This is a genomic window from Pectobacterium polonicum, from assembly GCF_005497185.1.
In the GTDB taxonomy this organism is placed as follows: domain Bacteria; phylum Pseudomonadota; class Gammaproteobacteria; order Enterobacterales; family Enterobacteriaceae; genus Pectobacterium; species Pectobacterium polonicum.
The window spans coordinates 307,431-319,532 of record NZ_RJTN01000002.1; the positions used below are offsets into that span (position 1 = coordinate 307,431).

Annotated in this window: 10 protein-coding genes; 2 read left to right on the plus strand and 8 right to left on the minus strand. The window is 53.5% G+C overall.

Features of this window, described 5'->3' with window-relative positions; translation table 11 throughout:
- Positions 1-146 precede the first annotated feature (146 nt).
- Complete coding sequence (locus EDI29_RS03770; protein ID WP_137739786.1) at positions 147-1,454, plus strand: acid phosphatase; 1,308 nt, start codon at positions 147-149, stop codon at positions 1,452-1,454.
- A gap of 3 nt (positions 1,455-1,457) precedes the next feature.
- Here the strand turns inward: EDI29_RS03770 and EDI29_RS22680 are convergent, their stop codons facing one another.
- Positions 1,458-1,613, minus strand: coding sequence for a hypothetical protein (locus EDI29_RS22680; RefSeq protein WP_167494472.1), 156 nt, complete (start codon positions 1,611-1,613; stop codon positions 1,458-1,460).
- 281 nt (positions 1,614-1,894) lie between these two features.
- Between EDI29_RS22680 and EDI29_RS03775 the strand changes: the two genes are divergently transcribed.
- Positions 1,895-3,421 (plus strand): methyl-accepting chemotaxis protein, encoded by a 1,527-nt coding sequence (locus tag EDI29_RS03775; RefSeq protein ID WP_137739787.1) that lies wholly within the window; start codon positions 1,895-1,897, stop codon positions 3,419-3,421.
- A 38-nt stretch (positions 3,422-3,459) separates the two neighbouring features.
- Here the strand turns inward: EDI29_RS03775 and EDI29_RS03780 are convergent, their stop codons facing one another.
- From EDI29_RS03780 to EDI29_RS03815, 7 genes are all read right to left on the minus strand, one after another.
- A complete protein-coding gene (locus EDI29_RS03780) occupies positions 3,460-4,761 on the minus strand; it encodes an aspartate aminotransferase family protein (protein WP_137739788.1) in 1,302 nt (433 codons plus the stop codon).
- Positions 4,758-5,867 (minus strand): phosphotransferase, encoded by a 1,110-nt coding sequence (locus tag EDI29_RS03785; RefSeq protein WP_241664884.1) that lies wholly within the window; start codon positions 5,865-5,867, stop codon positions 4,758-4,760. Before EDI29_RS03785 ends, EDI29_RS03780 begins: the two co-directional genes overlap by 4 nt.
- Complete coding sequence (locus tag EDI29_RS03790; RefSeq protein ID WP_137739789.1) at positions 5,860-6,594, minus strand: SDR family NAD(P)-dependent oxidoreductase; 735 nt, start codon at positions 6,592-6,594, stop codon at positions 5,860-5,862. Before EDI29_RS03790 ends, EDI29_RS03785 begins: the two co-directional genes overlap by 8 nt.
- A 389-nt stretch (positions 6,595-6,983) precedes the next feature.
- Complete coding sequence (locus EDI29_RS03800) at positions 6,984-7,802, minus strand: ABC transporter permease (RefSeq protein ID WP_137739791.1); 819 nt, start codon at positions 7,800-7,802, stop codon at positions 6,984-6,986.
- A 37-nt stretch (positions 7,803-7,839) separates the two neighbouring features.
- Positions 7,840-9,108 carry an ABC transporter permease gene (locus EDI29_RS03805; protein WP_137739792.1) on the minus strand — a complete coding sequence of 423 codons (1,269 nt, stop codon included), beginning with the start codon at positions 9,106-9,108 and terminating at the stop codon, positions 7,840-7,842.
- A 42-nt stretch (positions 9,109-9,150) separates the two neighbouring features.
- Positions 9,151-10,230, minus strand: a complete 1,080-nt coding sequence (locus EDI29_RS03810; RefSeq protein ID WP_137739936.1) for an ABC transporter substrate-binding protein — start codon at positions 10,228-10,230, stop codon at positions 9,151-9,153.
- 390 nt (positions 10,231-10,620) lie between these two features.
- Positions 10,621-12,093: an NAD-dependent succinate-semialdehyde dehydrogenase gene (locus EDI29_RS03815; RefSeq protein WP_137739793.1), complete on the minus strand. Its 1,473-nt coding sequence runs from the start codon at positions 12,091-12,093 to the stop codon at positions 10,621-10,623.
- Positions 12,094-12,102: the final 9 nt, after the last annotated feature.

The window sequence follows — 12,102 nt, forward strand, 5'->3', positions numbered from 1 at the left end:
AGCCATGATTGGTTCTAAAATATAACAAAGCATGATAATTCGTTGATAAGTATCTCAACATATATCCTGAAACATTACTGTCATAATCTGCATCTAGCCTGATCCTGCACCGACCAACGTTTATCCTCTCCATTAAGGATGCCATCATGCGTCATCGCACGACTCTGTTTGCGACGATCGGAACATTACCGATTGCCAGTCTCTTTCTACTACCGCTTTCCGGGTTTGCAGCCCCACCTCAGCCGGAGAGTGCGACTATCAGCACGATTGTCGATACCACCACACAGGCCAGTAGCCGCCCCCGCGTTATAGAACTGGAACAATCCATTCAGGCCGCACTACGCAAGGCGATACAGGGAGATGCCCCACAACTCACCCGCGCGCAATTGGAAAAGGCACAAGAAACACCACAGCAGGCGGATATCAACTGGCTCAACAACAGCGGCTATGACTTCGCAGTAAAAACCAACCAGCAAGCAGGCATTGCGCTACTGGAATCCTTCTCACACCTTTCTACCGATGTGTTGCAACAAAACACGGCTATCGTGACGCGCATTAATCGCGAAGCCACAGCGGGTCAACGCGAACAGGCGCTAGTGGATGCTGAGGGTCAGGGGTATCTCTACTATCTGGCTGATGCATTGGGTCCACGGCTGGGCAAGGTATTTATCAGCGCCTATGACCGCGGTGAAATCCGTAAGGCCGCCGTATTGCTCAAGCTATCCGCCGTCAGCACGTCCGCTGCCAAGCAACATTTTAACTATCCTCGCCCTTTCCTACAGCCGAACAATACGATTCATCTGGTGCCAGATACCGCTGTGATTGGCGATAACAAACCGTATACCGCTACCGGCGGCGCATTTCCGAGCGGACATACCAATACGGGTTACACTGATGCCTTGCTGCTAGCGGAAATGATCCCTGAGCGTTTCGTTCCGCTGATCGATCGCGGTGCACGCTATGGCTACTCACGCGTTGTGCTGGGTGTGCATTATCCGTTGGACGTGATCGGTTCACGCATGATTGCCGAACGCAACGTGGCACATTATCTCAACGATCCGCAGTATCGCCAGCTGTTTGAACAGGCCAAAGCCGAGTTACGCAGCGCGTTAGAGAAAGCCTGTGGCACCACGTTGAGCGACTGCGCTAAAAACTCACCACAGGACGATCCTTACGCCGCACCGGAAATGAAAACGTTTTATCACTACACCATGACGTATGGCCTACCAGCTCAGCCTGGCGCGGCGTCTCCGGTTAGCGTTCCCGAAGGTGCCGAAGTCTTGCTCGACGCTGTACTGCCAAAACTCTCCGCCGCCCAACGCAGAAACCTGATGGTGAAAACCGCGCTGGCCGATGGCTACCCGCTTTCCGGCGAGCCGGGTGATAAAGGCGCGCAGAATTTCTGGCAGCGCCTTGATCTTCATGAGGCTGTGAAGTTAGCTCAACACCGTTAACGGTTACCCTCTTGCTCCGTTTTCGCACACGCGGGGAAGAGGGTTATCCTTAAGGATAAAAATTAATAACGGAAATTTATCATCCTTACGATTATCTTCACCTCTGCGGTGTTTCATTTTTCTTAAAAAATAACCATGCTGTTTTTTTAAAATAATCATAGCGGCGATACCATGGCGTAAAAAACGGGCTTCATAGCATTACCTTAACGATTATTTTATTCACTTAGCTGTAACGGTAACTTTCCGGCTAGGATAATATTTTAATTATTATCAAGCAATCAGCATAGAATATCGAACAGTTTGTAAATCAATGTAAACCACTGCTGTCACAAGCCCCCTAATGCCACTTTTAAATTTTAGTTAATCTCAACATAAACCTTCTCTTTCTCCCGTCGATATAGAAATACCGCTCCTTATTCGGGAGTAATTTAGAGGTACTTATGAGCATTAAACTTAAATTAATTTCGGTTATGTTGTTAATGGCATTATTGCTTTTGGTTGTCTCTGTTACCGGTTTGTTTGGCATGAATAATACCAATCAATCGATAAAAACGCTGTATCAGGATCGGCTGATTGCACTGGGCTATCTGGATAATATCACCAGGCAGGTGAACAACGTGATGTTTGAAATTGCCAGCGTTGATCTCTCGCAGCCAAACAATGTCAGAGCAGGACTGGCGCACATCGCAGAAGCACAAAAAATTTATGACGTGCAATGGGACTTATACAGTAAGACTTATTTAACCGGCGAAGAAAAAACCTTAGAAGAACAGTTTGCCGTTTTATACAAACAGTACAATGAAAAAGCCGTTATTCCCGCTATTAATGCAATACAGAAAAATGACACTAACGCATTAGAATATATTATCAATCACACCTTAAAAAGCGAATATGAACCCCTGCAAAAAATTGCCGACCAGCTGATTAAATTACAATCTGATGTTGGCCAAGAACTCTATTCTGAATCACAAAGTAGTTTCAATAAAATATTATTTTCCGTAGTTATTATCCTTCTGGCGGGAATAATTATCGTTGCGTTATCAGGCTGGCGGTTGATTATGTCAATTGCCGTGCCGATAAAGAATGCCGTAGATTTGGCAAGAAAAGTGGCAAGTGGCGATCTGACGCACCGTATCGCTATTACCTCGCGCGATGAGATGGGACAGTTGCAAACCGCACTACGAGAAATGGTGCTGAATCTGACGGATATCGTAGAGCGCGTACACAGCAACGCCGATATTATCGCAACCGCATCCAGCCAGATTAGCAGCGGCAATATCGATCTCTCCTCCCGAACCGAGCAGCAGGCCAGTTCACTGGAAGAAACCGCAGCATCAATGGAACAGATGACCTCCTCCGTCAAGCAGAATGCTACCCACGCCGCCCACGCCAGTCAGTTGGCGACAACCGCGTCGCAACGCGCTGTTGATGGGGGCAGGATGATGGGTGATGTCACATCAGCGATGCAAAACATGGTGTCATCCGCAGAAAAAATCACCAATATTATCAGCGTAATCGACGGTATCGCGTTTCAAACCAACATCCTCGCGTTGAACGCCGCCGTGGAAGCCGCTCGCGCGGGAGAACAGGGGCGAGGCTTTGCGGTCGTTGCAGGTGAAGTTCGCACTTTGGCGCAACGCAGTGCAAACGCGGCCAAAGAGATTAAAAGCCTGATCGGGACGTCCGTCGAACAGGCAACTCTCGGCCATGCTGTTGTCATCGATGCGGGCAGTACGATTCAGAGCGTGGTGGAAGACATAAAACGCGTAGCATCGCTCGTGACCGAAATTTCCACTGCCAGCAATGAACAAAGTCTGGGTATTGGGCAGATTAACACCGCCATTTCACAGATGGAAACGGTCACGCAGCAAAACGCCGCGCTGGTTAACGAAGCCGCCGCTGCCGCGGGTTCGCTGTCCGAGCGTGCGGGTGAACTCAGCCATGCCGTTGCCGCGTTCCGTATCTAACGTCCCCCCCCTCTTGTTCACCTCCCCCGCGCAATCGTTTACCCGCACGCGGGGGAGCCGATTATCGCTAATACGTCGCTCAGCGTGGTTAAAAATACATCGGCATGCTCTTCCAGAAACACCAGCGGCGGGCGAATTTTCAGCACGTTCGCCGCGGGTCCTGTCGTACTGATAAGTACACCGCGCTGACGCATCGCATTCACTATCTGCAATGCGGATTCACGTGCCGGAGATTTGCTTTCACGATCGTTGACCAATTCCACGCCGATAAACAGGCCGTAAGCCCGAATGTCACCAATCAGCGGGAAATCCTGCGCCAACTGCTGCAATCCCTGGCGCAAATAAGCGCCAACCCGCTGGGCATTCTGCTGTAACTGCTCTTCCCGAATCACCCGCAGCACCGCATGCGCTGCCTGACAGGACACCGGATTACCGCCGAAGGTATTGAAATAGCGCACATCGCGTCCGAAGGCATCGAACAGCGCGGAACGCCCCACCAATCCGGCGATCGGGTGTCCATTACCCATCGGCTTCCCTAAACTCACTAAATCCGGGACGACGCCGTGATGCGCAAAGCCCCACAGCGATTCTCCAGTGCGTCCAAAGCCCGGCTGCACTTCATCTGTGATAAACAGCCCGCCAGCCAGACGAATCAGCGCCGCCGCCTGCGCCATTTCGCCTTTCGGCGCACAGAACACCCCGTCGCTGGAAAAAATGGTGTCCACCAACAGCGCAGCAGGACGAACCCCTTCTTGTTGCATCTGTGCCAGAGCATCACGAATACTGGTAAGAAATGCACCGGGCTGACGATAGGTATCCGGCGCGTCGATCAGCTTCACATGATTTCCGCGCGCCACGCTATCCCCCAACGACGGCGACAGTTCCGCCAGCGCACTGGTCACGCCGTGATACGCCCAACGCGTCACCAGAACACCCGTCCCCCCCGTAACATGTCGGGCGATGCGCAGCGCCAGATCGTTAGCCTCACTGCCAGTACAGGTCAGCATCACATTGTTCAGTTCAGCGGGAAATTCGCTCAGTAAATCTTCCGCAAAATCGACAATCGCAGGGTGTAAATAACGTGTGTGAGTATTGAGCAGTGCGCTCTGGCGCGCCATCGCCTCAACCACCGCAGGATGGCAATGCCCGACCGAGGCCACATTGTTATAAACATCCAGATAACGTTTTCCCTGGTGATCAAACAGCCATACGCCCTCGCCGCGCGCAACGTGCAACGGCTCTTCATAAAACAGGCGGTAACCACTGCCCAGCACCCGCTGGCGGCGCGCCAGCAAGGCATTTGTCGCAGTCATTTCAGACATCATTCCACTCTGATTCATCGTACGTTCTCCGGGCAAGCCTGCTGTAGACGAGTCACAAATTGCGCATGGGAATAGATCGCCATGCGCTGTAAGTTGTGCCAACTGCGCGGTACATTACGCAATAGATACTCTCGATTGTCGGGGTAGCGTGATGCGCGCCACTGCGCAATAGTTAGCGCCAGCGCCATGCGGGTCGCGATCAGATCGGGCAACAGCGCGATCTCCTCCCGCGTTAATGGCATATGGTGGTGATACGCCGCAACAAACGGCAGAACATGCTCCAACAGATCCTGCCCCTCACCCACCTGGTACGCCAGTGCGGTCGCCACTTCGCAGATTAATGGGGCAAAGACGGCGTCGCCAAAATCGATAATGCCGGTCACCCGCGTCGGCGACGAACTGCTCACCAACACATTATGCGGATTAAGATCGTTATGAATGACCTGATGACGCAGCATCGCCAACTCAGGGGCAACGTGACTGTCATAGCGGTCAAAAATACGTTGAAGATGCTGATACTGCTGGGGTTCAGACACAAAATCGAGGTAAGGACGCACCTGATCCGCCCGGCTGATATCCCACAGCAGCGAACGGTTTGCTGCCGGATGTGTAAAGCGGAGAAGTACGTTATCCAACTGCGCCAGCGAGCCTCCCAACTGCGGCATCAGCGCCGTTGAAGATGAGGCCAGATGCTGCGGCACGCCTGCCAGATAGCTCACCAGCCGCACACGCAGCAGTACGCCACCGATATCAACGCCTGTTTCTGCCCGACCATTTTTTGTCAACCTGATACGCGGTACGGGCAGTTCAGGCGCATGGCTAGCCAGATGCAACAATAATGAAGTTTGAAAATCGCTGACGTCAGCGGGTTCCGCCGCGTTGATCACTTTCAGCATATAGCGTTCGTCTGGCGTGACCGTCAGACAGAAATTCATATCACGTTCGCCCTGAAGCAGGGTCATCTGCCCGAACAGGCCATATTCTTGCTGCGCAATTGCCAACGCCTGCTGGCAGGAAACCTGCGGTACAGGCTGCATCATTAACTCGTCATCGAGTGGTAAAGCCTCGGCAAACACCGGCTGGTTGGAAGCGGGACATTGCAACACGGGGGAAACGTCAGACATGCTGTCCTCCATTAACATGGATTTCTGCACCGTTGACGTAAGAAGCCCCGGAGGTACAGAGAAAATAGATCAAACTGGCCACCTCTTCGGGTTTACCTAAGCGCTGCATCGGCACCTGTCGCGTAATAATGTCATCCGTACCCGGTGACAGTATTGAGGTTTCAATTTCCCCCGGTGCAATCGCATTGACGCGAACACCGTGCGGACCAAAATCAAATGCCATTTCCCGCGTCAGTGCAGATAGCGCCGCTTTTGAGGTGGCATAGGCTACGCCAGCAAAGGGATGCACACGCGACCCCGCAATCGAGGTCACATTGATGACGCATCCCTGTGATGCTTTGAGCTCATCGAACAAACCGTTTGCCAACAGTGCGCTGGAGAAGAGGTTGACGTTGAAAACGCGCAGCCAGGTAGCATAGTCCGTGTCGCGTATGCCAAGACGTTGCCCGCCCGCCCCCTTTGGTGAAATCCCCGCATTATCGACCAGTGCATCCAGACGCCCGCCCAGTTTTTCCTTAATCAGCGGCAACGTCTGTTGCAGGCTATCGATGTCTTCCAAATCGAGATGAATATGATTGAGTAGCTTTTCCGCCCACGGGCACTCTTCTGCCCAGTTCTGACGTGAAGCGGTAAAGATCCGCCACCCTGCCGCGTGGAAATGCTTAACGGTAGCATGTCCAATCCCCCGGCTGGCACCGGTCAGCAGTAACGTTTTTTGCGCTGTCATACCGAACCTCCTGAGCCTTTGTACCATCATTTTTTACACAACACACATCAAAATGGTGTTTGATGCATCATAAATTGAGTTTTAAAAAAAGCTGAAAAAATTTCAGCGAAATCTAATCTTTTCTCTTGGCGTAGAATGATGCTGAAGAGAAAACGTTTTTCAGGATGAGCAGCATGGATGCTGCGAAAGCCAGTGCCGCGTCGGGAACGCGTCACTGGCGGTCCGTCAGGAAAACGTTATCTCTGAAGGCACCGCGTAGCGGCATCATGAACCGCCAAAAAGCCAGGGTTCCAAGGGCGACGGCAACTGAGCCGCCCTTGGTCGTGCGCTCTCCCATGCAAAGGGAAAAATACAATATTAACGCGCACGAAACATAACTCTGACACTGATTAACCCCCACTCCGTAGCCGCTCCGAACGGCGGCGTAAAATCTCCATCACGATCAGCAGAACGAGCGCAGCACCGACCATCATGGTGGCGGCGGCGGCTATCGTTGGGTCGAGATTCTCACGGATGCCAGCAAACATCTGTAGCGGCAAGGTGCGCTGGCGTGGGCTGGCGAGAAACAGCGTGACGATCACCTCGTCAAACGACGTCGCGAAGGCAAAAAGCGCCCCGGAAAATACCCCAGGCGCAATCAGCGGAAACGTCACCTTGCGAAAAGCCAGCAACGGTGAAGCACCCAGACTGGCAGCCGCACGCGTCAGGTTATGATCATAGTTCTTCAACACTGCCGTGACCGTAATAACAACGAACGGTACGCCCAGCATCGCATGGGCCAATACCAGCCCTAAATAGCTGTTTAGCAGCGACAGCTTGGCAAAGAAGAAAAACATCCCGACCGCAACAATCACCACGGGTGCAATCATCGGCGAAATCAGTACCGCCATCACCAGCGATTTACCGCGAAATTCACCGCGCACTAGCCCGACCGAGGCCAGCACGCCGAGCACCGTTGCCAGTAACGTCGCCAGCGGCGCAATCAGCAGGCTGTTGCCCAACGCCCCCAACCACTCGCTAGAGCTAAAAAACTCGCGATACCAACGCAGGGAAAATCCCGTCAGCGGATAGCTCAGAAACGACCCCGCATTAAACGAGAGCGGAACAATCACCAGCACGGGGACGATTAAAAACAACAGCATCGCCGCGCCGTAAAAATTAAAGAACGTGTTCCACAAACGGATACCCACTTCACCCTGCTGTCTCATTTATTCTCTCCCCAGTATAAGGTTATGGATATCGAGCTTAATGCGCCGCCGTTTCCGCATTGGTGCGCGTCACACGGATATACACCACGTACAGCAGCGTCACGATGATCAGCAGTTGCGTACCCAGCGCGGCTGCCATTCCCCAGTTCATGGTGGTATTGGTGAAGAACGCAACAAAGTAGCTCAGCATCTGGTCACTTGGCCCGCCCAGCAGCGCAGGTGTAATGTAGTAGCCAATCGCCATCATAAAGACCAGCAGCGCCCCCGCCGTCACGCCCGCGTAGGTTTGCGGCACGTAAACCCGCCAGAAGGCGATAAAGGGATGCGCACCCAGCGAGATCGCCGCACGTACGTAATTCGGGGAAATGCCTTTCATCACCGCGTATAACGGCAGAATGAAGAACGGCAGTAGGATGTGAGTCATCGAGATATAGACACCGATGCGGTTGAACACCAGCACCAGCGGTTCGTCGATAATACCAATGTTAATCAGCGAGCGGTTGATCAACCCGCCGGACTGCAATAGCACAATCCAGCTTGCCGTCCGCACAATCAGCGATGTCCAGAACGGCAGCAGCACCAGAATTAGCAGCAAATTAGCGCGATTCGAAGGCTGTTTTGCCAGCCAGTACGCCAGCGGATACCCTAGCCCCACGCACAGCAGCGTCACCACGCCAGCCATCAGCAGCGTACGCAGCAGTACATCGACATACAGTGACTGATCGGCAGGCTGCGGAACGATTTGTTGGGTAGTGGCATCGACTTTATGGTCAAACACCGCCAGCAGGTAATAGCTGGTGAAAGGCCGCGCGGCACGATCGAACGTTTGCCAGGTCGCCAGTTCCCCCCACATCGGCTGCTCACGTATCAGTTGGTCACGTACATCACTGCTGCCCTCCGCGGGCAGCTTGCGCAATGTACGGGTAATCAGCGTGCGATATTCCGCCCCTTCATACCCCAACCGTTTGGTGATCGTGCTTAACTTGCCGCTGCTGCGGGCATCGCGCAGATCGCTGACCAGCGCCCGAAAGACCGCCTCATCCGGTATATTGTTGCCCGACCAGAGCCGCATCGCGGCAATGGTCTGCGGCATGTTGTCGCGCAATTCCGGGTCGGAGACGCTTTTCCCCAAAATCGAGGTGATTGGGAACAAAAAGCTCACCACGATAAACAGAAACAGCGGTGCAATCAGCAGCAAAGAGCGCTTCTTATAGGCTTTCTGCGCGATCCACAGTTGCTGTTTCAATGTCGCATTTTCCTCGCTCCCGCCAGGCGGTGCAGAGGCGACAATTTCGCTCTGGGACATAGGCACTTTCTCCATCATCACGTACGGTAAATCACTACGACCTTATTGGGCGGCCCAGGCGTTAAAGCGTTGCTCCAGCTCTTCACCGTGATCGATCCAAAACTCAGTATCGACCTGCAAGGCCTGTGCCAGATTATCCGGTGCGGTCGGTAGATTGGCGGCAACAGCAGGAGCCAGTAGGCTGGTGGTTTTGACGTGCGTTGGACCATATGGAATGTTCTCAGCGAACACTTTCTGGTTTTCCGGCTGGTTGGCAAACGCAATGAACTGCTCCGCCAGTGCCTTGTGCTTGGAACCTTTGACGATTGCCCAACTGTCCAGATCGTAAATGCTGTCGGCCCAGACAATCTTGAAGTCATGCCCTTCTTTCTGCGCTGCCGCGACGCGGCCGTTATAGGCAGAGGTCATGACCACATCACCCGACACCAGCCATTGCAGCGGCTGTGCGCCAGACTCCCACCACTGAATGTTCGATTTGATCTGATTCAGTTTCTTGAAAGCGCGCTCGACACCCTCTGGCGTCGCCAGCACCGTGTAGAGATCCTCACGCTTCACACCATCGGCCAGCAGCGCGATTTCCAACGTAAATTTGGCACTTTTACGCAGCGCACGTTTGCCGGGGTAATCTTTCACATTCCAGAAGTCGGCCCAGCTTTTCGGTGCCTGTTTCAGTTTCGCTGCGTTGTAGGTCAGCACGGTAGACCACAGGAAGATCCCCGCACCGCACTCGGTCACCGCGCCTTTGACAAACTGAGATTGATCGCCCAGTTTTGACCAGTCCAGCGGTTCAAACAGCCCTTCGCTACAGCCGCGCATCAGTTCAGGGCCTTCGACTTCCACGACGTCCCAGCCTACCTGCCCGGTTTCTACCATTGCCCGGATACGTGCCATTTCACCGTTATACTCACCGGCTTCCACCGTGCCTTTGCCCGCCGCAGCGAACGGTTTGTAAAACGCCTTATCCTGCGCATCTTTGTTCAAACCGCCAAATGAGATCACCGTGACGGATTCCGCCTGCGCCTGACAGGCCATCGTCACCAGAAAAGTCGTGGCCGCTATTCTCTTCAGTACCGGACGATTGAAGAGACCTTTCGCTTTGGTGTTGCTGCTAAGTTTGGACATGGGCTTGAATATAGACATGGGCTTGAATATAGACATAATTTCGCTCCTGGAGTGGTAGTCAACGTAACGGTCAAATGCGTATCACTAATTTGCGTACTCTATTTTCGTGCACTGTACTTTTGATACATGATGCATCAGCATAATTATGCAAAAAGAGATGAGCATAAACTGTGCCAATGCAGAAATTTTATTGATGTTTTACTAAAACGACGGCGGGAACGGTGCTGAGAAACAACAAGGTTGTGCAGTCAACATTTTACCCTGGTTGTATTTCGCCATTTTTGCCATATCATGGTGCAAGCCAGCCTATCTCTGCACCACCCAGACGCATTGCGCGTTTGCTGTGTGCGTGTCGACGTGGGCTGTCGACACGCGTTTCTTACCGACGTTCTATCGTGAAAGATCGACACAGAGATATTTCATTTCCAGATAGTCTTCGATACCGAACCGTGACCCTTCGCGTCCCAGCCCTGACTGCTTCACCCCGCCAAACGGCGCGACTTCATTCGAGATCAATCCGGTATTAATGCCGACCATGCCGTAGTCCAGCGCTTCCGGCACCGTCCACTGACGCACGGCATCGCGCGTGTAGACATAAGCGGCCAGCCCGAATTCGGTATCGTTCGCCATTGCAATCACCTCGGCCTCATCACTGAAGCGGAACAGCGGTGCCACAGGTCCGAACGTCTCTTCGCGGGCGAAACGCATTTCGCGGGTCACATCGCCGATAATGGTTGGCGTGAAGAACGTACCGCCCAGCTCGTGGCGTTTACCGCCCAGCAGCAGCGTTGCCCCGTGCGATAACGCATCAGCAATGTGCTGCTCAACCTTGCTCACCGCATCGGCATCAATCAGCGGCCCTTGCGTCACACCCGACTGCGTACCGTCGCCCACATTCAACTTGCGCACTTCCTCTACCAGCCGTTCGACCAGCGTCGGGTAAATCCCATTCTGCACATAGATTCGGTTAGCACAGACGCAAGTCTGCCCGCTATTGCGGAACTTGGAGGCCAAAATGCCTTTCACCGCCTGATCCACATCGGCATCATCGAACACGATAAACGGCGCGTTGCCACCCAACTCCAGCGACAGCTTTTTCACCGTTGGCGCACTCTGCGCCATCAGGATACGACCCACTTCCGTCGAGCCGGTAAAGCTCAGCTTGCGTACCACCGGACTATCGCACAGTACTTTACCGACCGACTGCGCATCACCGACAATCACCTGCAATACGCCGCGCGGAATACCGGCCTGCTGCGCCAGTTCCGCCAGCGCCAGCGCGGTAAACGGCGTTTGCTCGGCAGGCTTAACGATCATCGTACAGCCCGCCGCCAGTGCGGGCCCGACCTTACGCGTAATCATCGCCGCCGGGAAATTCCACGGCGTAATCGCTGCACACACGCCAATAGGCTGCTTAATCACCAGCAGACGCTGCTGCCCCTGCGGCGATTGCAATACGCTGCCTTCAATGCGCTTGGCTTCTTCCGCAAACCAGTCGATAAAACTGGTGGCGTAGGCAATTTCGCCGCGCGCTTCCGCCAATGGTTTTCCCTGTTCCGCCGTCAGCAGCGCCGCCAAATCCTCCTGATTGTCCATAATCAGACGCGCCCATGCCTGCAACAGCGCGGCACGTTCTTTTCCCGTCTTCTTGCGCCACTCAACCAACGCCCGTTCCGCAGCAGCAATCGCCTGCTGAGTTTGTGACACCGTCACGAGTGGCACGCTACCCAACACCTCACCCGTCGCCGGATTAGTCACCTCCAGACGTTCACCGTTTTGGCTGTCTTGCCACTCGCCGTCAATCAGGCAGTGTTGACGGAATAAGGTTTGTTGTTTCAGTGAAATAGACTGTTTCAGTTGCATAGCATCTCT

Coding starts and splice junctions, on each gene's coding strand:
- EDI29_RS03770 (WP_137739786.1), top strand. CDS start 147: ATGCGTCATCGCACGACTCTGTTTGCGACGATCGGAACATTACCGATT.
- EDI29_RS22680 (WP_167494472.1), bottom strand. CDS start 1,613: ATGATTATTTTAAAAAAACAGCATGGTTATTTTTTAAGAAAAATGAAA.
- EDI29_RS03775 (WP_137739787.1), top strand. CDS start 1,895: ATGAGCATTAAACTTAAATTAATTTCGGTTATGTTGTTAATGGCATTA.
- EDI29_RS03780 (WP_137739788.1), bottom strand. CDS start 4,761: ATGAATCAGAGTGGAATGATGTCTGAAATGACTGCGACAAATGCCTTG.
- EDI29_RS03785 (WP_241664884.1), bottom strand. CDS start 5,867: ATGTCTGACGTTTCCCCCGTGTTGCAATGTCCCGCTTCCAACCAGCCG.
- EDI29_RS03790 (WP_137739789.1), bottom strand. CDS start 6,594: ATGACAGCGCAAAAAACGTTACTGCTGACCGGTGCCAGCCGGGGGATT.
- EDI29_RS03800 (WP_137739791.1), bottom strand. CDS start 7,802: ATGAGACAGCAGGGTGAAGTGGGTATCCGTTTGTGGAACACGTTCTTT.
- EDI29_RS03805 (WP_137739792.1), bottom strand. CDS start 9,108: ATGTCCCAGAGCGAAATTGTCGCCTCTGCACCGCCTGGCGGGAGCGAG.
- EDI29_RS03810 (WP_137739936.1), bottom strand. CDS start 10,230: ATGTCCAAACTTAGCAGCAACACCAAAGCGAAAGGTCTCTTCAATCGT.
- EDI29_RS03815 (WP_137739793.1), bottom strand. CDS start 12,093: ATGCAACTGAAACAGTCTATTTCACTGAAACAACAAACCTTATTCCGT.